Source organism: Methylobacterium bullatum (genome assembly GCF_014845095.1).
GTDB lineage: Bacteria > Pseudomonadota > Alphaproteobacteria > Rhizobiales > Beijerinckiaceae > Methylobacterium > Methylobacterium bullatum.
Genome location: NZ_NKUG01000162.1, coordinates 1 through 20,182 on the forward strand (window position 1 = coordinate 1; position 20,182 = coordinate 20,182).

Annotated in this window: 19 protein-coding genes; 11 read left to right on the forward strand and 8 right to left on the reverse strand. The window is 68.7% G+C overall.

What is annotated here, in order from left to right:
* The 3 genes from MBTS_RS20085 to MBTS_RS20095 all read right to left on the reverse strand — a co-directional run.
* The coding region (locus tag MBTS_RS20085) for a branched-chain amino acid ABC transporter permease (protein WP_192216328.1) at positions 1–919 on the reverse strand (919 nt) is incomplete at its 3' end.
* Between the two features lie 4 nt (positions 920–923).
* Entirely contained in the window at positions 924–1,793 is an 870-nt protein-coding gene (locus MBTS_RS20090) for a branched-chain amino acid ABC transporter permease (RefSeq protein ID WP_147831601.1), read from the reverse strand.
* Between the two features lie 190 nt (positions 1,794–1,983).
* Entirely contained in the window at positions 1,984–3,171 is a 1,188-nt protein-coding gene (locus MBTS_RS20095; protein WP_192216329.1) for an ABC transporter substrate-binding protein, read from the reverse strand.
* A gap of 189 nt (positions 3,172–3,360) precedes the next feature.
* Here MBTS_RS20095 and MBTS_RS20100 point away from each other — a divergent pair, with 189 nt between their 5' ends.
* The gene (locus tag MBTS_RS20100) at positions 3,361–3,774 is read left to right on the forward strand and encodes a nuclear transport factor 2 family protein (RefSeq protein ID WP_056144766.1); all 414 of its coding nucleotides are present in this window, start codon (positions 3,361–3,363) and stop codon (positions 3,772–3,774) included.
* A 10-nt stretch (positions 3,775–3,784) separates the two neighbouring features.
* On the opposite strand, the gene MBTS_RS20105 is transcribed toward MBTS_RS20100, so the two are convergent.
* The 3 genes from MBTS_RS20105 to MBTS_RS20115 form a co-directional block, all read right to left on the reverse strand.
* Entirely contained in the window at positions 3,785–5,416 is a 1,632-nt protein-coding gene (locus MBTS_RS20105; protein WP_056144346.1) for a DEAD/DEAH box helicase, read from the reverse strand.
* Positions 5,417–5,486: 70 nt separating this feature from the next.
* Complete coding sequence (locus MBTS_RS20110; protein ID WP_018042701.1) at positions 5,487–5,711, reverse strand: hypothetical protein; 225 nt, start codon at positions 5,709–5,711, stop codon at positions 5,487–5,489.
* Between the two features lie 126 nt (positions 5,712–5,837).
* A complete protein-coding gene (locus MBTS_RS20115; protein WP_056144768.1) occupies positions 5,838–6,566 on the reverse strand; it encodes a GntR family transcriptional regulator in 729 nt (242 codons plus the stop codon).
* 408 nt (positions 6,567–6,974) lie between these two features.
* Between MBTS_RS20115 and MBTS_RS20120 the strand changes: the two genes are divergently transcribed.
* A complete protein-coding gene (locus MBTS_RS20120; RefSeq protein ID WP_147831615.1) occupies positions 6,975–8,213 on the forward strand; it encodes an amidase in 1,239 nt (412 codons plus the stop codon).
* Positions 8,214–8,268: 55 nt separating this feature from the next.
* Here MBTS_RS20120 and MBTS_RS24065 read toward each other — a convergent pair whose 3' ends face one another.
* A complete protein-coding gene (locus tag MBTS_RS24065; protein ID WP_274534480.1) occupies positions 8,269–8,400 on the reverse strand; it encodes a hypothetical protein in 132 nt (43 codons plus the stop codon).
* Here MBTS_RS24065 and MBTS_RS20125 point away from each other — a divergent pair.
* Positions 8,399–9,592 carry an efflux RND transporter periplasmic adaptor subunit gene (locus tag MBTS_RS20125; RefSeq protein ID WP_192216330.1) on the forward strand — a complete coding sequence of 398 codons (1,194 nt, stop codon included), beginning with the start codon at positions 8,399–8,401 and terminating at the stop codon, positions 9,590–9,592. The two genes, MBTS_RS24065 and MBTS_RS20125, sit on opposite strands and share 2 nt — an antisense overlap.
* Before the next feature lie 19 nt (positions 9,593–9,611).
* Positions 9,612–12,749: an efflux RND transporter permease subunit gene (locus MBTS_RS20130; protein WP_192216331.1), complete on the forward strand. Its 3,138-nt coding sequence runs from the start codon at positions 9,612–9,614 to the stop codon at positions 12,747–12,749.
* A gap of 11 nt (positions 12,750–12,760) precedes the next feature.
* Here MBTS_RS20130 and MBTS_RS20135 read toward each other — a convergent pair whose 3' ends face one another.
* On the reverse strand, positions 12,761–14,146 hold the full coding sequence (locus MBTS_RS20135; protein ID WP_192216332.1) for a hypothetical protein: 1,386 nt from the start codon (positions 14,144–14,146) through the stop codon (positions 12,761–12,763).
* Positions 14,147–14,376: 230 nt separating this feature from the next.
* Between MBTS_RS20135 and flgB the strand changes: the two genes are divergently transcribed.
* The 7 genes from flgB to MBTS_RS20170 form a co-directional block, all read left to right on the forward strand.
* Positions 14,377–14,802, forward strand: a complete 426-nt coding sequence (gene flgB, locus MBTS_RS20140) for a flagellar basal body rod protein FlgB (protein WP_027174273.1) — start codon at positions 14,377–14,379, stop codon at positions 14,800–14,802.
* Positions 14,803–14,838: 36 nt separating this feature from the next.
* On the forward strand, positions 14,839–15,249 hold the full coding sequence (flgC, locus tag MBTS_RS20145) for a flagellar basal body rod protein FlgC (protein ID WP_018042710.1): 411 nt from the start codon (positions 14,839–14,841) through the stop codon (positions 15,247–15,249).
* Positions 15,250–15,278: 29 nt separating this feature from the next.
* Entirely contained in the window at positions 15,279–15,596 is a 318-nt protein-coding gene (fliE, locus tag MBTS_RS20150) for a flagellar hook-basal body complex protein FliE (RefSeq protein ID WP_018042711.1), read from the forward strand.
* 277 nt (positions 15,597–15,873) lie between these two features.
* Complete coding sequence (gene fliQ / locus MBTS_RS20155) at positions 15,874–16,140, forward strand: flagellar biosynthesis protein FliQ (protein WP_018042712.1); 267 nt, start codon at positions 15,874–15,876, stop codon at positions 16,138–16,140.
* Positions 16,141–16,171: 31 nt separating this feature from the next.
* On the forward strand, positions 16,172–16,936 hold the full coding sequence (gene fliR / locus MBTS_RS20160) for a flagellar biosynthetic protein FliR (RefSeq protein ID WP_192216333.1): 765 nt from the start codon (positions 16,172–16,174) through the stop codon (positions 16,934–16,936).
* 50 nt (positions 16,937–16,986) lie between these two features.
* Complete coding sequence (gene flhB, locus MBTS_RS20165) at positions 16,987–18,054, forward strand: flagellar biosynthesis protein FlhB (protein WP_018042714.1); 1,068 nt, start codon at positions 16,987–16,989, stop codon at positions 18,052–18,054.
* Between the two features lie 120 nt (positions 18,055–18,174).
* On the forward strand, positions 18,175–20,182 hold a 2,008-nt coding region (locus MBTS_RS20170; RefSeq protein ID WP_192216334.1), incomplete at its 3' end, for a PAS domain-containing protein.

Genomic DNA, 20,182 nt, shown 5'->3' on the forward strand with positions numbered 1-20,182 from the left:
GCAGCCTCGCGAGGCTGCCGACGATGCCCGCCGGCACCAGCCACAACACGACGAGCGTGGCGAGGCCGAAGAACAGCAGGCGGTATTCGGCGAGACCCGACAGGGTCTCCGGCAGGAGGACGGTGACGAGGGCACCGAAGAGCGGCCCCAGCACCGTGCCGGCGCCTCCCACCACCACCGAGAGCACGAACAGGATCGACTGGGTGAACGGGAACGAACTCGGCGCGATGAACAGCATCAAGGGCGGCAGCACCGCCCCGGCGAGGCCGGTCAGCGCCGCCGAGATCATGAAGGCCAGGGTCTTCACCCGCACCGGATCGAAGCCGAGGGAGGCGGCGGCGACATCCGCGTCCCGTACCGCCCGCATGGCGAGGCCGAGGCGGCTGCGCGCGAGGCGGTGGAAGCCGTAGAGGGCGAGGCCGGCACCCAGCACCGACAGGATCGCGAGTTCGCGCTCCAGGAACGGGAATCCGAACAGGGTCGGGCCGGTGGCGATGACGAGGCCGTTCTGGCCTCCGGTGAGCGCGCCGCCTTCGATCAGCCCATGCTCGACGATGAAGCCGAAGGCGATCGTCACCATGGCGAGATAGGGGCCCTTCACCCGCATGGCGGGGATCGCGAGTACGCCGCCGAGAACCCCGGAGAGCAGGCCGGCGGCGGGGAGCGCCAGCCAGAAGCTGACCCCGGAAAGGGTCAGTATGGCGCTCGCATAGGCGCCGATCGCGTAGAATCCGGCATGGCCGAAGGAGATCAGGCCGGTGAGGCCGAGGAGGACGTTCAGCCCCGTTCCGGCCAGCGTCGTCAACGCCACGAGGGCGATGATGAAATGGCTGTAGCCGTCGGTGGCGGCCACGAGGCCGATCCCCGCGACGGTGAGGGCGAGAATGGCGAGGGGCAGGGCGGAGCTTCCGGCGCGCATCGGCTCAGACCTTGTTCACGGCGGCCCGGCCGAGAAGGCCGTCGGGGCGCAGCGCCAGCGCGAGGATGATCACCGAGAACACGACGATCTGGGTGTAGCCGGAGCCGAGATATCCGGTGACCAGAGCCTCCACGACGCCGTAGAGCAGCCCGGCCAGGACCACGCCGGTGGCGGAGCCGATCCCGCCGAGAATGGCGACGGCGAAGGCCTTGATGCCGAACAGGGTGCCCATCTCGGCCGAGACCGAGAACAGCGGGGCGATGAGGAGGCCCGCCGCCCCCGCGAGCAGGGCGGAGAGCGCGAAGGCGTAGGCCACCGTGCGACGCACATCAATGCCCATCAGCCGCGCGGCGTCGGCATTCTGCGCCACCGCCAGGAGAACGCGGCCGAGATCGGTCCGGCGGAACACCGTCCGGATGGCGAAGGCGACGGCGAGGCCGACTACCGGAATCACGATCTGCAGCGGGTATATTCCGGTGCCGAACAGGTCGATCGGGTCACGCGCCAGGGGCGAGGGCAGGCTGCGCGGCTCCTTGCCGAAGGTGAACAGGATGACGTTGTCGAGCACCACGCCGCCCGCCACCGTGGCCAGCAGCCAGGCATCGGAGCCTCGCTCGACGAAGGGCCGCACCAGGATGCGTTCGACCACGATGCCGAGCAGCGCGCAGCCGGCCAGGGCCGCCGCCACCGCCAGGGGCATCGGCCAGCCGAGCGTGATGCCGAGCATGTAGCCGAGCACCGCCCCGAGGGTGACGGCGCTCCCTTGCGCGAAGTTCACGGTGCCGGAGACGGCATAGGTCACATGGAAGCCGAGGGCGATGAGCCCGTACATGCTCCCGAGACCGAGGCCGCTCACGAGGGAGCCGGTCAGCATGGAATTCTCACTTTCACCGTATCATGTCGTCCATCCCACCCAGCCACCTCATCCTGAGGCGCCACAGCGAAGCGGAGGCCTCGAAGGAGGCGTCAAGTTCGCACAGTGAGTTCTGGAGACCTCCTTCGAGGCCGCTTCGCGGCGCCTCAGAATGAGGTGGCGGGTGGGATGAACGGCGATGGCCGCTCCCTCAGTTCGACACGGCGACGATCTCGCCGTCCTTGAACCGCGTGAAGACGTAGTCCTGCGGCCCGAGCGCGTCGTGACGGTCCGGGGCGAAGGGCTTGTCGTAGGTCTTGATGAGGCCGGGATAGGTGGCGATCTTGTAGAAGCCGTCGCGCACGTCCGGCCCCTTCGTGGACTTGGCCTCGCCGATCGCGAGGGCCAGGAGATGCGTCGCGTCGTAGGCGTTGGCGATGCCCACCGCCGGGGTCACGTCGGCCATGGACTTGATCGCCGGGTACTTCGCCTTCAGGGCATCGAGCACGGCGACGGCCTTGGGCGAGGCGTTGCCGGCGAAGGTGAAGGTCTGGATGAAATGGACCTTGGCCGCGCTCGGGCCGGCCAGTTCGTCGAAACGACCGCCGGCCGGTCCCCAATGCGACACGACGGGAACGGTCCAGCCCATCCGGTCGAGGGATTTGACCACCTGGGCCGAGGGTCCGACATTGCCGACCATGAACAGGGCGTCGGCGCCGGCCTCCTTCAGGCGCGTGAGCTGGGGCACCATGTCCACATCGGACGCCTCGAATTTCTCGATGCCGGCGGCAGGCAGGCCCGCGGCCTTCAAGGCCGCCGTGAGGCCCTGCTGGTTCGACTCGCCCCAGGCGTTGTTGACGAGGATCATGCCGGGCTTCTTGGCTTGGTAGGTCTTGACGGCGTAGGCGACGAGGGCCTCGTCCACGAGGGCGTCCACCGCCGAGACCCGGAACGCGTAATTGTCGGCCGCACCGTTGCGGGTGATGCCGGTGCCCGCCGCCCAGGGGCCGAGGAAGGGCACCTTCATCTGGTTGGCGATGGGCACGATCGCCATGGATACCGGGGTATCGAGACCGCCGACCAGGGCGACGACGCCGACGCGCTGGACCAGCTCTCGGGCGGCCAGCACGCCCTTCGACGGGTTGGCTTCATCGTCGCGGGCCACGAGTTCCAGGGGCCGTCCGAGGACGCCGCCCGCCGCGTTGATCTCGTCGATGGCGAGCCCGATGCCGCGCGAGATCGCTTCGCCCGATTTCGCCGATTGACCGGACAGGGCGGTGACGAGGCCGATCTTGATCGACTCGGCCGCCTGGACCGGAGCGATCAGCGAAAGCCCGAACAGGGCTGTCGCCCCAAGGGCGAGGCGGCGGGTCATCGGTGATGGGCTGTGCTTGCGCATGGATCGGAGCTCCGGAAGAATTGCATCCGTCGCCGCAACCGCCATGCCATTTCCCAGGCAATTGAAATATATAGATAATTCCTGAGCAAAGGAATCCCGCTGCCTGCTTTCACGCCAAACTGCATACACTAATTGCATGCACTTCGGTCGAGCTTCGGGCAGGCTCGCGATCGAATGGGGAGCGGAAGCATGAGCGACACACCGAAAACCGATACCGGCACCGACGCGGCCATCGTCACCGCCTATCTCGAAGCCTCCATGGTGCCGGATCCGGAGAGGGCGGCGGGTTACATGGCGCCGGGGATCGAGATCGTCTTCACCGGCGCCCGCGTCTTCCGGCATCCGCGCGAGGTGACGGCGTTCAACGCGGGCCGCTATGCCTGGGTGAAGAAGCGCATGGAGCGTCTGGACGTGGTGCCGGGGGAGGGGTTCACCACGGTCTACAGCCTCGGCACCCTCTACGGCGAATGGCCGGATGGCACCCCGTTCGAGGGCAACCGCTACGTCGACCGCTTCACCGTCCGCGGCGGGTTGATCGTGACGATGGAGGTCTGGAACGACAGCGCCGAACGCTTGCTCACGAAGCACGGCGTCTCGGCATAAGCGAGCGCGCTCAGGCGTCGGCTCCGGCGAGCCGCCGCGTATCGACGAAGGTGCGGCCGTCCGCAAAGCGATAGCTGACGCTTTCCGAGAATCGGCCGTTGGCGCGGACCAGAATGGCGGCGGGGCGGGTGAGTTCTTCGGTCCGCGCCAGGGCCTCGACGACGGTCATGGGCACGTCGCGCCCCCCGCCGAGCTGACGCCACCATTGCACCGCCTTCTCGCGGCCATAGCCGGCCTGCTCCAGGGCGATCCGCACCCTGTGGCTCGATCCGTCCTCGGTCCGGAACTCGACATCGAGGCTGCCGGACGCCGCATGGCGACCGAGCCGCCATCGGGAGATACCCTGCCAGACCGGAACCGTGCGGGACAGGATCGGATGCTCGTCGTCGGCCGCCGCCTCGTGGCCAGGCCCATCCTCGTCGGTCTCGTCCGGCTCCACCCAGCACGCCTCGCAGGTGCTGGCATTGAGGGCGATGAGCGCGCCGCAGCCGGGGCAGGGCTTGGCCCGCACCTCGCCCTCACGGCCCTTGATCGCGGCGGCACTGCGCGCGGTGACGATGTCCACCGGCCCGTGCATCCGCACCAGCCCGGCATAGTCGAGGATCAGCGCATCGGACTTGCCCGGCGCGGTGCGCAAGGCACGGCCCACCTGCTGGACGTAGAGCCCCGTGCTCTGGGTCGGCCGCAACAGGGCGATGAGATCCACGCGCGGCACGTTGAAGCCGGTGGAGAGGACGCCCACCGAGGTGAGGCAGCGCAGGCGCCCGGCGGTGAAATCGCGCACGATCCGGTCGCGCTGGCGCTTGCCGGTCTCGCCTGTCACCATCTCGCAGCTGAAGCCTTCCGCCCGCACCGCATCGCGCACCGCCTCCGCATGGGCGATGCCCGCGCAGAAGGCGAGCCACGCCCGGCGGTCGCGGCCGAAACCGGCCATTTCCTCCACCGCCGCGCGGGTGATCCAATCCTGGTTCACCGCCGCTTCGAGGGCGCTGGGAATGTAGTCGCCGCCGCGCTTGGCGACACCCGAGACGTCGAGCGCCGTGGCGGTGGCCTTGCAGATCAGGGGGGCGAGGTAGCCCTGGTGGATCAGGTCGCCGACATTGGCCTCGTAGACGATCCGCTCGAACAGCCGGCCCTCGCCCACGTCGAGGCGGCCGCTATCGAGCCGGTACGGGGTCGCGGTGAGGCCGACGACGCGCAGGTCCGGCCGAGCGGCGCGCAGGCCCGAGAGGAACCGGCCGTAGCGGGTCTCGGCATCGCGCGGGATCAGATGGGCCTCGTCCACCACCACGACGTCGAAGGCACCGATGGCGTCGAGGCGGTTCCAGACCGATTGGATGCCGCAGAACAGGATCTGCGTCGCGGTCTCGCGCCGGTTGAGCCCCGCCGAGTAGATGCCGGCCGGCGCATCCGGCCAGTAGGTCATGAGCTCACGATGATTCTGGGCGATGAGCTCGCGGGTATGGGTGACGATGGCGATCCGCGCCTCGGGACGCTCGGCGATCACCTCCCGCACCAGGGCCGCGATGACGAAGGCCTTGCCCGCCCCCGTGGGCAGGACGATCAGCCCATCGCCGGTCTCGTCGCGCCACGAGGCATAGAGGGCATCGAGGCTGGCACGCTGGTAGGGTCTGAGATCCATCGCCGGCTCTGTACGGCCGTTCTCGCCGAACCGGAACAGCAGTCCAGCGGGATGCGGCCTCGCCGGCCGTTCAAGCCCCTCCGCCGACGACCTCATCGCGCATCACCCGCGCGATGCGCTCCACCATGCCCTGCGACAGCCGGACGAACTGCCCGGTGCCATGCCCGCGCCCATCGAGCAACTCGGCGAAGACGGGTTTGGCGGGCTCGCAGACCAGGGCCGCCACCGGCCTCGTATTGCGCCGCTTGGCCCGCAGCCGCTCGGCCAGCGCATCGGGAACGAACGGTTCGCGCAAGTCGGGCTTCTCCTGTCAGGGCCGGCTGTCCGAGGAGAGGGGCCTAGGCTTTCAGGGTTGCCGAGAGATTAAAGCCGATGGATTGGCGCATGTCGCAAGCCGGCGCGGAATCGCATTTGCTCCGCTTCAACCAGCCCTGCGTCGCAAAGTACTCTTCTCGGTGACGTAGGGCGCCAGGACCCGGCCGAGGTCGCGGTCTCGCGGCGGCTCGGCGACGATGTGCGCGCGCACCGCCACGGCATCGAGGTGGTGATCCATCAGGTGGGTCGCCCGGTCGACGTCGCCGGCCATCAGCGCGGCCACGATCTCGCGGTGTTCGTTGACCGCGCAATCCGACGAATGCGGCCGGCTGTAGAGCGAGAGGGTCAGCGCGCAGCGATAGCCGAGCTCGGCCACGTAGCGGACGAGGACGGGGCTGCCGGTCATCCGCGCCAGAAGCAGGTGGAACTCGGTGGCGAGGCGGATCGACGGGGCTTCGGGTCCGCCGCGAACCGCGTCCTCCTGGTCGATATGGGCCAGCAGGCTCGCTTCCTGCTCGGCGGTGAGGCGACCGGCCAAGCGCTGGACCACGAGGCGCTCGAGGGAAATGCGGACCTCGAACGTGTCGCGCGCCTCTTCCCAACTCGGGGTCGCCACGATGGCGATCCGGTTGCGGCGCAGTTCCACCAGCCCCTCACCGGCGAGTTGCCCCAGAGCCTGCCGCGCGATGGTGCGGCTCACGCCGAAGCGCTCGCCCAGGGCATCCTCCGGCAGGCGGTCGCCGGGCGCCAGCGCACGCTCGACGATGGCGCGGCGCAGGGACTGGCATATCATGCCCACGCGATCCTTGGCCGCCTGCGTCTCGACTCCCGCCATCGTCTCCCACATCCCTACTCTCGAAGTGCTCCGGCCACGGGCGTGTCTCGGGCACGCTTTCCGTCGTCGCTCTCCCTCGGCCGACGCGCCATGCATGACAGAGACCAAAGCTGAGCGGCAATGAATGGCTCATCCGGAAGTTGCAAGGCCGACGCCTCGCGGAACGGCGCTCCGCTGGACGTTCCCCGGCGCAACTGCCATCACCTCGACGATCCTAACGGGCGGCCGGAGACGCTCCTCGCCGCCCCCTGAGCGGGTTCGCGTCGGCAGGCCGAGGTTTCACCTCGCTCCTACCTTTGGGGTGTCACAGGTTTCGGAACGCCAAACCGGTGACCGTCTAGGTGAAACCTGCTTAGAACGAGCCACCCGCTTCCCATCAACCGCGTCCCCGCGAGCCACCCGATGACGATGCTCTCGCTCCTGTCCATGCGCGCCCGTATCGAAGCCGGGTCGCTCACCCCCGCTGAGGCCGTGGCGCTGACCCGGGACGCGATAGCCGAGCACGAACCGTCGATCCGCGCCTTCGTGGCGACCGATCCCGATCCGCACGTTCCCGACACGGGACCGCTGTCTGGAATCGCGGTGGGCATCAAGGACATCATCGACACCGCCCACCTGCCGACGCAGATGGGGTCATCGATTTATCGTGACTGGCAGCCGCGCGCCGATGCCCCCATCGTGGCGCGGCTGAAGCGCCTCGGCGCGGTGCCCCTGGCCAAGACCACCACCACCGCCTTCGCCTTCATCGATCCGACCGAAACCCGCAATCCCCGTGCGCCGGGCCGGACGCCGGGCGGATCCTCCGCCGGTTCGGCGGCGGCCGTGGCCGCGGGCATGCTGCCGCTGGCGCTGGGAACTCAGACCGGCGGCTCGGTGATCCGTCCGGCTGCCTATTGCGGCGTCGTCGGCGTGAAACCGTCGTTCCGACTCCTGCCGACGGTGGGGGTGAAGTGCTTCTCCTGGACCCTCGACACGCTCGGCCTGTTCGCCGCGAGCGCGGCCGATGCCGCCCATGCCCTCGCCCTCATCGCCGGCCGGCCGGAGATCGACCAGCCCGCTACCGTGCCGCGGATCGGGCTGCTCATCCCGGATTATTGCGAGGCTGCCGAACCCGAGGCGCTGGAGGCCCTCGACCGGGCGCGGGCGATAGCGGAAGCGGCGGGCGCCGGCATTCGCGCCTTCACGCTGCCCGACGAGTTCCGCCATGCCTTCGACGAGCATGCGACGATCCAGGATTTCGAATCCGCGCAAGCCCTCGCCTGGGAATACGAAACCCACCGCGATTCGCTGCCCCCGCTCCTGCGCGCCCATCTCGACACATCCCGGACCATCGAGGCCGCCGCCTACGACGCGGCCCGGCGCGTGGCGCATCACGCCAGGCGCAGCCTGAGGGACATCCTGCGCAATTCCGACCTCGACGTCCTGCTGACGGTCTCGGCCCCGGGCCGAGCGCCGGAGGGTTACGCCTCCACCGGCGATTCCCGCTTCAACCGGCTCTGGACGATGATGGGCGTACCGTGCGTCACCGTCCCCGTGCCGGGGGAGGGCCCGCCGCTCGGGGTGCAGGTCATCGCCCGCTTCGGAGACGATGCGCGAGCGCTCGTGGCGGCAAAATTCCTGGAGAAAGCTTTCACCGACAGGCCATGAGGTCGTCCCGAATGTCCGGACGCCGGTACATTTCGGCGGGTCGCACCGTCGAAGGTCAAAGCGTTGCGACACGCAATGCGTCGAGCGTCACGAAAACGCCGGTGTCACGCTGCATCAGCGTATAAAGCGGCTCCGCGCCGACGATGTCTTCCAGATCGATCCGCCGAACGGTGAGCCACCTCTTCATGCGCCTGCTTCGGCTCTTCTCGATCCTTCCGCTCCTTGTGTCGTCCCATGTGATCCACGCGGCGGAAGTCCCGCCGGCGAGCGGTTCCACCGCGCCCGCGCCGGCGGTGACCATCGTCGCCGCCGCCGATCGCGAGATCGTCGAGAAGGCGGTGGTCACCGGCACCCTGGTCCCGCGCGACGAGATCCTGGTGGCGCCCGAAATCGAGGGCTACCGCATCACCGAATTGCTGGTGGAGGAAGGCGCCGAGGTCGAGAAAGGGCAGGTTCTGGCCCGGCTCTCCCTGGAGATGATCGCCACGCAGGAGGCGGCCAACGTCGCCGCCATCGCCAAGGCGCAGGCGGCGATCGTCCAGGCCCGTAGCCAGATCGTCCAATCTGAGGCCGCGCAGATCGAGGCCAACCTCTCGCTGGAGCGTGCCCGCTCCCTCATCAAGACCGGGAACGCCACGGCGGCGGTGCTGGAGCAGCGGGTCTCGGCCGCTCAAGGCGGCGAAGGCAGGCTCGCTGCCGCGAAGGGCGGCCTACAACTTGCCGAAGCGGATCTCGCGGCGGCGCGGGCGCAGAGCAACGAGATCGCCCTCAGGCGCGCGCGCACCGACATCAAGGCACCCGACGGAGGCATCGTCAGCCGCCGCACCGCCCGGATCGGCGCGGCGGCGACCTCCACGGGCGAACCGTTGTTCCGGCTCATCGCGCGCGGCGAGATCGAACTCGAAGGCGAGGTGCCGGAAACCTGGATGCCCCGGATCGAGCGCGGCAACATCGTGCGTCTCGAAGCGGACCAGGGGAGGATCGTGACGGGCAAGGTCCGCCGGATCGACCCCGAGATCGACCGGCTGACGCGCCTCGGCAAGATCCGCATCAGCCTCGACCGCGACCCGTCCCTGCGCATCGGCGCCTTCGCCCGCGGCAAGGTCGAGGTGGCGCGGCGCGATTCCGTGGCCGTTCCCCTCTCCGCCGTACTCTACGGGATCGACGGCTCGGCCCTCGTCTACGTGGTCAATGACGGCACGGTGGAGGCCCGCAAGGTCGTCTCCGGCCTCGCGGCGGACGGGTTCATGGAAATCCGCGACGGGCTGCGATCCGGGGAGGCCGTCGTCGCGCGGGCCAGCAGCTTCCTGCGCCATGGCGACCGGGTCAGACCGGTGCAGCCGAAGGCCGAAGCCGCCGCCTCCGTGACGTCGCGCTGAGAATCGGACCCGTCAGCCCATGCGCCTCAACATCTCAGCCTGGGCGATCCGCAAGCCGATCACCTCGATCGTGCTGTTCCTCGTCCTGATGATCCTCGGGCTCGTCAGCTTCCGCTCGCTGCCGATCACGCAATTCCCGAACATCGACATCCCGATCGTGGCGATCCAGGTCACCCAGGCCGGCGCGGCTCCCTCCGAGCTGCAGACCCAGGTGACGAAGGTGGTGGAGGATGCCGTCGCCGGGGTGAAGGGCGTCAAGCACATCATCTCGACGATCTCGGAGGGCGTTTCGGCCACCACCATCGAGTTCCGCCTCGAAGTGAACGTGGACCGCGCCGTCAACGACGTGAAGGACGCCATCGCCAAGGTACGGGTGACCCTGCCGCGCACCATCGACGAGCCGATCGTCAGCCGCGTCGAGATCGCCGGCCTGCCGATCATGGTCTACGGCGCCTCGGCGCCGGCCATGACGCCGGAAGACCTGTCCTGGCTCATCGACGACGTGATCGCCCGGCAGGTCCAGGGCGTGAAGGGCGTCGGCGGCGTCGAGCGCCTGGGCGGTGTCGCCCGTGAGATCCGCGTGACGCTCAAGCCCGACCGCCTCCTGGCGCTCGGCATCACCGCGGCGGACGTGAACCGCCAGCTCCGCCTCACCTCGGCCGACATGGCGGGCGGGCGCGGCGAACTCGGCGGCCAGGAACAGTCGATCCGGACGCTGGCCGGCGCCGCCAGCCTCGACACCCTGGCCCAGACCTCCATCGTCGTGCCGGGCAACCGCAAGGTCCGCCTGGACGAGTTGGCGACGCTGGTGGACGGCTCGGAGGAGCCGCGCACCTTCGCGCGCTTCAACGGCGAGCCCGTCGTCGCCTTCGCGATCTCGCGCGCGACGGGCGCCAGCGATGCCGAGGTCGCCAGCGCCGTGGCACGCAAGATCGCCGATCTCGCCGCCAAGCATCCCGGTGTCCGGTTCGACCTGATCGACACCTCCGTCATCAACACGGTGGGCAACTACCACTCGGCGATGCTGAGCCTCATCGAGGGGGCGGCGCTGGCCGTCATCGTCGTGTTCCTGTTCCTGCGCGATTGGCGGGCGACCCTCATCGCCTCCATCGCGCTGCCCCTCTCGGTACTGCCGACCTTCTGGGTGATGAGCACCCTCGGCTTCTCGCTCAACGCGGTCAGTCTGCTGGCCATCACCCTCGTGACCGGCATCCTCGTGGACGATGCCATCGTCGAGATCGAGAACATCGTCCGGCACATGCGGATGGGGAAATCCGCCTACCGGGCGGCTCTCGAAGCCGCCGACGAGATCGGCCTCGCCGTCATCGCGATCACCGCCACGATCATCGCGATCTTCGCACCCGTCTCCTTCATGAGCGGCATCGCCGGCCAGTATTTCAAGCAGTTCGGCCTCACCATCGCGGCGGCCGTGTTCATGTCCCTGCTGGTGGCGCGCCTCATCACGCCGCTGCTGGCCGCCTATTTCCTGCGCGATCACGGCCCCGACCACGAGCGCGAGGGGCCGGTGATGCGGGCCTATACCCGCGTGGTCGCGTGGTCGGTGCGGCACAAGTTCATCACCCTGGTGGTGGGGCTCGCCTGCTTTGCCGGATCGATCATGTCCACCGGTCTGCTGCCCGCCGGCTTCCTGCCTGCGGAGGATGCGGCACGGACGATCTTCGTGGTCGAATTGCCGCCCGGTGCCCGTCTCGCCGACACCACCCGCGTCACGGACGGCATCGTCGACAAGATCAAGGCGCTGCCCGAAGTGCGCAGCGTGTTCGTGGATGGCGGCCGCCAGCTGCCCGCCAAGAAGGAGGTGCGGCTCGCGAGCTTCACCATCAACCTGACGCCGAAGAACGCCCGTCACCGCACCCAAAAGCAGCTCGACAGGGTCATCGGCGCGATCCTGCGGGAGGAGCCGGACATCCGGTTCTGGTCCCTGCGCGACAGCGGCCAGCGCGATCTCGCCCTCATCGTCTCGGGGCCGGACCTGCGCCTCGTCTCGGAGACGGCGGCGCAATTGCAGCGCGAGGCCGCCTCCGTGCCCCACCTCGTCAACGTGCTCTCCACGGCACCCCTCGACCGCACCGAGATCCGCATCCGCCCGAAGGCCGGCGTCGCGGCCGATCTCGGAGTCTCGACGGACCTCATCGCCGAGACCGTGCGGGTGGGGACCATCGGCGACATCGGCGCCAACCTCGCCAAGTTCAACGCCGTCGACCGGCAGGTTCCGATCCGGGTTCAGCTGCCCCTCGCCCTGCGCGGAGACCTGTCCCAGCTGGAGAGCCTGAAAGTCCCGGTGAAGGGGGGCGCCTCCGTTCCGCTCTCCACGGTGGCCGATCTCAGCCTCGGGCGTGGTCCCACGGCGATCGACCGTTACGATCGCTCGATCCGCGTGGCCCTGGAGGCCGACATGGAGGGCTCGGACGCCCTGGGCACCCTGATCGAATCCGTGATGGCGCTGCCGACCGCGAAGAACCTGCCGCCGGGCGTGAGCATCAGCCAGACCGGCGACGCGGAAATCATGGGGGAGGTGTTCGAAGGGTTCGCGCTCGCCATGGGCGCGGGACTGATGATGGTGTTCGGCGTTCTGGTGCTGCTGTTCGGCAACTTCCTTCAGCCGCTCACCATCCTGTTCTCGCTGCCCCTCTCCATCGGCGGGGCGATCCTCGGGCTGCTGATCTTCCACATGCCCATCTCGATGCCGGTGGTGATCGGCATCCTGATGCTCATGGGCGTGGTGACCAAGAACGCGATCATGCTGGTGGATTTCGCCATCGAGGAGATGGCACGAGGCGTCGACCGCGCCACCGCCATCATCGACGCCGGCCGAAAACGCGCCCGGCCCATCGTCATGACCACCATCGCCATGGCGGCGGGCATGGTGCCGTCGGCCATGGCGCTCGGCATCGGCGGCGAATTTCGCGCACCGATGGCCGTCGCGGTCATCGGCGGCCTCATCGTCTCGACCGGCCTGTCCCTGATCTTCGTGCCGGCGATCTTCGTCCTGGTGGACGACCTGTCGCGCTTCTTCGTCCGGCTCTTCGGTCGCTTCATCGGGCGCAAGGACGAGCCCACCGAGGGGGCCTTCGCCCTGCCGACCACACTCGCCAATGACGGAAAGGGCTTCCCGTCACGCTCCGCCGCGGAATAGCCGCGGCGGGGTCAGCCCTTCCTGTCGAGGGGACGTCCCAGCAACCGCGCGAACTCCGCCTCGATCTCCTCCACGGAGAAGGGATTCTGGCTCGCGGCAGTCACCTTCTTGGGAGCGGGTGGAGGCGGCGGGGCCGGAAGGAACACGTCCGGTTCGGTGGTCGCCGGTTCGCTCCGCGCGGGCTCGCTCGACGCGGCATCGGCGAAGACCGGTTCGGTCGGAGCCGGTCTGGCACTCGCCGGCTTGTCCTTCGCAGGAACCACGGGCGACTCGTCCGGGGCGATCTCCACGGGCGTGGCCATGGCGGCCGCCATCGGGTCGATCGGCTGGTCCGCCTTCGCCTTCTCCGGGGCAACGGGTTCGGGACGCGGTTCGGGCTTCGCCGCCGCCGCTTTCGGCTCGGCGGGGGGCACGGGGGGCGCCTTTGGCGGTGTCGACGGGACGGCCTGCGTGGACGGGGAGATCGCGGCCGATGGCCGGCGCAGGGCCTCTTCGAGCTGCCGCGCCATGTCGGACAGGATGGCCGCGTCCACGGGGCGGGAACTCGTCGGCCGCGCCAGGGTCGGCGGAACGACGGGAGCCGCCTCCGCGACGGGCGCGGGTTTCACCGGAGGTTGTGGCCGCACCGCCTTCTCCGGGGCCTTCTCCGGGGCCTTCTCCGGGCTCGGCGCCTCGATCACGGCGGGCGCCACCGGTGCGGGTGGGGCTTCCGGCGCCTTGACTGGCTTCTGCGCTTCGACGGCAGGGACGATCGGTTCGGCGACCACGTCCGGCGCGGTGAGCGCCGGACGTGGCAGGTCCGGAGCTTCGGGCTTCAGGTTGGCCAACGGCGGCGGGTTCCGCCGCGCCGCCTTCGCCGCAATCAGATCCGCCTTGGTGAAGCGGGGAGCGGGCTTCGACTCGGCGAGGCCCTCGCCAGGGGGCTCGGCGGGCGCGTTGACGATCGCGGCCGGTTCCGGAATCGGCGCCCTGGGCTCGTGGAAGACGGGAGGCTGCATGACCGGCGGCGCGGGCGGATCGGCGGGCCGCGCCGGCTCGAAGACCGGCTCTTCGGGGAGCGGCTCCGCCCGGGCCGACTCGTCGAGCGGGAGCCGGGCTCCCGCGCCCCGGTGGATGTTGCGCTCCACGATGACGTCGTTGGGACCGCCGACGAGGAGCAGATGCTCGACATTGTCCCGGCGCAGCAGGATCAGCTGCCGCTGCCGGTCGAGTTCGTAGATGTCGACGATGCCGAGACGGGGCTGACGGCCGCGCGGACCGGATTTCGACAGGGCCATGCCCCTGCCGGAGAACCGCCGGAAGATCAGGACGATGGCGGCCAGAACGGCGAAAATGACGGCGAATATGATCAGGAACTGGAGCGGGAAGGAGCCGTCCGAATTAAAGAACGCTGACAAGATCGGGCTCTTTCGGGTTTCGGGCCGGAGGCCCTACGCAGCACAGGTTGTCCTGATATCACGGTCGCAGCGGCGGAAGGCAATAACGTTAAGAGTTCGTTAACAGGCAACTTCCGCGCCGAGCATCCGCTGCTGACAGACAGGCTCTTAACCGGACGTTAACCATGGAGGCGGCAGATTTTGCCCATCGCTCCGGGGTCGTCCGGCGGCGCCGAGGGGCTCCGAGCACCGTGTCCGTCACCGATCTCCCCATTCTCTCCATGCTTCGCACGCGGATGCAGTGGCATCAGACGCGCCAGAAGCTTCTCGCCGAGAACGTCGCCAACGCCGATCTGCCGGGTTTCAAGCCGCGCGATCTCGCGAGCCCCAGCTTCGGCGGCGGGACCGGCGATCTCGCCCAGCCCTCCGGATCCACGGGTGGCAATTCGGGCCTCGCCGTCACCAGCCCGGCTCACATCGCCCTCAACGGCGGCCCCGAAGGCCCGGGCGCGGAGCCGCGCCGGTTCAACGGGTTCGAGATCAGGCCGAGCGGGAACGGGGTCAATCTCGAGGAGGAGATGATGAAGGCGGGTGACAACCAGGCCGATTATCAGCTCGCCGCGACGATGTACCAGAAGAGCCTCGACAAACTGAAGATCGCCATCGGCAAGCGCTGATCGTACCGCCCCCCTTAAGCTTGCGGAGTACGCGCCGTGGAATTCCTGAAATCCCTGACCATCGCGGCATCCGGCCTCAAGGCCCAGTCGGGCCGGATGCGGATCATCGCCGAGAACATCGCCAATGCGGATTCGGCCCCGAGCGGGGTCGGCGCCGAGCCCTACCGGCGCAAGATCCCCACCTTCACCCAGCATATCGACCGCGAGACCGGCGCGTCGATGATCGAGGCCGGGCGGGTGAGGCGGGATAACTCGCCGTTCCGCACCAAGTACGATCCGGGAAATCCCAGCGCCGATGCGCGAGGCGAGGTGCGGATGCCCAACGTCAACGGGCTGATCGAGAACATGGATATGCGCGAGGCCCAGCGCTCCTACGAGGCCAACCTGAACATGGTCACCGCGACCCGCAAGATGATCAACGCCACCCTCGCCATCCTCAAGGCCTGACGCTCTTCCTCTCCCGAAAGTCCGCCGCCATGCCGACCAACGCCTTCGCCGCGGGAGCCTACGCCGCCGTCCAGAACATCGGCGGGATGAAGGGCGGCACGCCCAGAATCGCCCCGACCTCGGGGGCGGATGGCGGGTTCACCTCGCTGCTCACCTCGGCCATGGACAAGATCGGCGAGAGCGGCGCGAAAGCCGATGCCCAGGCCCTGTCGGTGGCGGGCGGCAAGGCCAACGTCGTCGACGTGGTGACCGCCGTCGCCGAGAGCGAGACCGCCCTGCAGACCCTGGTCGCCGTCCGCGACCGCGTGATCTCCGCCTATGAGGAGATCATGCGGATGCAGATCTAGCGCGAGAATCCCCTCAGCTCACCGGGCGACTGGATCCACCCGTTTTTCCTTTCAGGCAGATCGCGTCCCTCTCCCCCTTGTGGGGAGAGGTCAGGAGTGGGGGTGGCTCCGCCAGCCTCCGCAGCATCAGGGTCACCCGACCACCCCCACCTCCAACTCCTCCCCACAAGGGGGAGGAGGGCCGCGCAACCCGCGAAATGTGCGAATCCGGTAGCCTCAGTGGGGAGGGGGATGCACACCAGACGCCGCCATTCCACCCACAACGAGACATCAGTCCATGACCGGCCTTGCCATCCTAGACGTCTCCCGGGACGGAATCTTCGTCTTCCTCAAGGTCGCGGGGCCGCTGATGATCGTCGCCCTCGTGGTCGGCCTCATCGTGTCGCTGCTCCAGGCGCTGACGCAGATCCAGGAACAGACGCTCATCTACGTGCCCAAGATCGTCGCCGTCTTCGCGGCGCTCCTGTTCATGCTGCCCTTCATGGGCGACGCGCTCGCCGGCTACATGACCCGCATCGCCGCCCGCATCGTATCGGGCGGATGACGCGCTGGGCCGGGCGCTGCTATGCAGGATCATGAACCTGCTCCTGCCCGGCATCGCGGCGGCCTACCTGCTCACCTTCGCGCGCATCGGCACGCTGATGATGCTGCTGCCGGGGCTCGGCGAGCAATCCGTCTCCCCGCGCATCCGTCTCGCCTTCGCGCTCCTCGTCTCGCTGATCCTGTTCCCGATGGTGCGCCCGCTGCTGCCGATGCAGGGCGCTGCGCTCGCGGCGCCCGGATTGATCTCGCTCCTCATCGGCGAATTGCTGATCGGGCTCGTCCTGGGCCTCACCGTCCGCATGGTGCTGGCCGCCTTGCAGACCACGGGCGTCATCGTCTCGCAGCAGCTCGGCCTGTCCTACGCGATGACCGTGGACCCGACGCAGGGCGGCCAGCAGGCGGCGCTCGGCAACTTCCTGATGATGCTGGGCATCACCCTCATCCTCGCCACCGACCTGCATCATGTGGCGCTCGATGCCATCGGCCGGAGCTACGTGATGCTGCCGCCCGACGGCGTTCTGGCCATGGGCGAGGCGGCCCAGCTGGCGCTCCGGGCCATGGCGCGCGGCTTCCTCCTGGCGGTCCAGATCTCGGCGCCGTTCATCGCCTTCGGGATCCTGTTCAATGTCGGCCTCGGCGTGCTCTCGCGCCTGATGCCGCAGATGCAGGTGTACTTCATCGCGGTGCCGGCCTCCGTGCTCATCGGCATGCTGATCCTGTTCGGCAGCCTCGGCATCATGATGAGCGTCTTCCTCGACGATATCGGCCGCTACCTCGGCGAGTTGACCGGGCGATGAAGGCGGTGTCGAACGGTCAGACGATGCGCCGGACAGGGGAGCGCTGAGCCGTGTCCGACGACAGCGACCAGGAAGACAAGACAGAAGAGCCGACTCAACGGCGCATCGAAAAGGCGATCGAGCAGGGCAACGTCGCCAACAGCATCGAGGTCAACACCTTCTTCATCCTGGCAGCCTTCACGATGGCGCTGCTGCTGGCATCGGGAACGATCGCCAAGGATCTCGTGGTGAGCCTGCGCGCCTTCCTGATGAACGCGCATCAGGTCCCCTCCGACCCCACCGCCTATACCGAAATGGGGATGCGGATGTTGCTCATCTGCGCCCAGGCGCTCGTGATTCCGGTCAGCCTCGTGGTCATCGCGGGCCTCGCCGGCGGTCTCGTCCAGCACCCGCTTGTCTTCTCCACCGATGCCCTGATGCCGAAATTCGATCGCATCTCGCCGATGGCGGGCATCAAGCGCATCTTCGGCGTCGAGGCCCTGGTCCAGTTCCTCAAGGGGCTCGCCAAGCTGATGCTGGTGGGGGTCGTCGCGAGCACCATCCTGTGGAACGAGCGCGACCGGCTCGAAGTCTTCGCCCGGCTCGATCCGGCGGCGATGCTGCCCGCGATCCTCGGCATCGCCCTCAAGCTTCTCGGCGGCATGCTCGCCATCTTCGTGGTCATCGCCATGGGCGACGCCCTGTACCAGCGCTTCCGCTGGCGCTCGAAGCTGCGCATGACCAAGGAGGAGATGAAGCAGGAGCACAAGGAGAGCGAGGGCAATCCGGAGGTGAAGGGCCGGATGAGGCAGATCCGCGCCTCGCGGGGCAACAAGCGCATGATGGCCGACGTCCCCACCGCCACGGTCATCGTCACCAACCCCACCCACTACGCCGTCGCCCTGCGCTACGAGGCGGGCATGGCGGCGCCGATCTGCGTCGCCAAGGGCGTCGATTCCCTGGCATTGCGCATCCGCGCCGTCGCCAAGGAGCACGATGTGCCGATCATGGAGAACCCGCCGCTGGCGCGGGCGCTCCATGCGACGGTGGAGATCGATTCCGAGATTCCCGCCGAGCATTATCGCGCCGTGGCCGAGGTGATCGGCTTCGTCATGCGGCTGAAGCGCAGGGCGGCGTGAAAGCGCCACGCTTTATGCACCTTTTTTGACGAGACTTGTCCCTAACGTCCGGCGGACACCCTTGCTGCCGACGCGGCCTGGGCGCTAACCGGGATCGCTCGAGGGTGGAATGGCGCCGAGATGGCTGAGGTGAGCGGACCAACGAAACCGGTGTCGAGCGCCATCGACCGGTCGGAAAGGCCTGGGCGGGTCGGGCTGCTCCTCGTCCTGGCCGGACTTCTCGTCGGCGCGGCGGTGGGCCTCTCCTTCGTCGCCAACGAGCAGGCGCAGCCGCTCATCCTGGGTCTTCTCGCACTGCTCGCCATGGCGGGCGTGTTCTGCCTGTTCGCCCTGGCGATCGGCGCGCTCCAGCTCGCGGGCCAGACCGGCCGCGACGACATCACCAAGGCCATCGTCGACGCCTCGCCCGAAGGCGCCATCGTCGTCGAGGATGGCGGCCGCCTGATCTACGCCAACGAGGCCTACCTGCGGATCTCCGGCGGGGAGACCTTCTCCAACCTCAGGCCGGTGGAGCGCGTCTTCGTCGGCTCGCCCGATGTGTCGGAGGCGGTCTACCGCCTCGCCCAGGCGGCCCATGACGGGCGCGGCCATGTGGAGGAGATCCGCATGGCGCCCCCGCCCCAGGGCGAGACCGAGCGCGCCTTCGCCTGGTTCCGCATCGCCGTGCGGGCGGTGGAGCGGCCGAGACTCCCGGCGACCCTGTGGACGGTCACCGACATCACCCACGAGCGCGAGCGCCAGGAAAACGTCTTCCAGGAGCTTCAGCACGCGATCGATTACCTCGATCATGCGCCGGCCGGCTTCCTCTCCATCGATCCGTCGGGCTCCATCGTCTACATGAACGCGACGCTGGCCTTCTGGCTCGGCTACGACCTCGCCACGGTCGGCTCGGGCGGCCTGCGCCTGCCCGATATCGCGCCCAGCGCCGATGTGCTCACCGCCACCGAGGGACTACCCGGCGAGGTCCGCACGGACCGTTTCGACCTCGACCTGCGGCGCCGCAACGGCCAGCCCCTGCCGACCCGACTCTATCACCGCGTGGCCTTCGGCCAGGACGGCAAGCCCGGGCCGTCGCGCACCTTCGTACTCAACCGCTCGGCCGGGGCCGAGAGCGACGAGCCGCAGCGCGCCGCCGAGGTGCGCCTCGCCCGCTTCCTCAACAACAGCCCCATCGCCATCGCGACCCTCGACCCCACCGGGCGCATCGCGCGCGCCAACGCGTCCTTCGCCAGGCTCTTCGGCGGGACGCCGCGCCAGGCCGTGCCGGACGGGCGCGGCGAACTCGGCACAGAGCCGACCATGTGGGAGGCCCTGGTCGACCGCGACCGGGCCGCCCTCGAGAGCGCCCTGGTGAAGGCCGCCGACGGGACCATCGAGGTGCAACCCATCGAGGTCGCACTGGCGGGGCCGGGGAACCGCTCGGCGCGGGTCTGGCTCAGCCCGGCCGGCGGCGACACCGCGGCTGCGGAGGACGGGTCCTCCCAGCCCGACCGCGAGCGCGTGATCCTCTACGCCCTCGACACCACGGCACAGCGCCAGCTCGAACAGCAGATCGCCCAGACCCAGAAGATGGACACGGTGGGCCAGCTCGCCGGCGGCATCGCGCACGACTTCAACAACGTCCTCCAGGCCATCATCGGCTATTCCGACCTGCTGCTGGCGAGCCACAGGCCCACCGATCCGGCCTTCCAGGACATCATGCAGATCAAGCAGAACGCAAACCGGGCAGCCAGCCTGGTGCGGCAGCTGCTGGCCTTCTCGCGGCGCCAGACCCTGCGCCCGGAGGTGATGAATGTCGGCGAGGCGCTGTCCGACCTGACGCTGCTGCTCAAGCGTCTGCTCGGCGAGCGGGTCGACCTCGACCTCAAGCACGGGCGCGACATCTGGCCGATCAAGGCCGACGTCAACCAGTTCGAGCAGGTGATCGTCAATCTCGCGGTCAATGCCCGCGATGCGATGCCCAATGGCGGGCGCCTGCTCATCCGCACCGCCAACATCCTCGAAGGTCTGGAGAACACCGAGCGCCGACCCGGCGCACCGGCGGGCGACCACGTCCTGATCGAGGTGCTGGATACCGGCGAGGGCATCCCGCCCGACGTGATGGAGAAGATCTTCGAGCCGTTCTTCA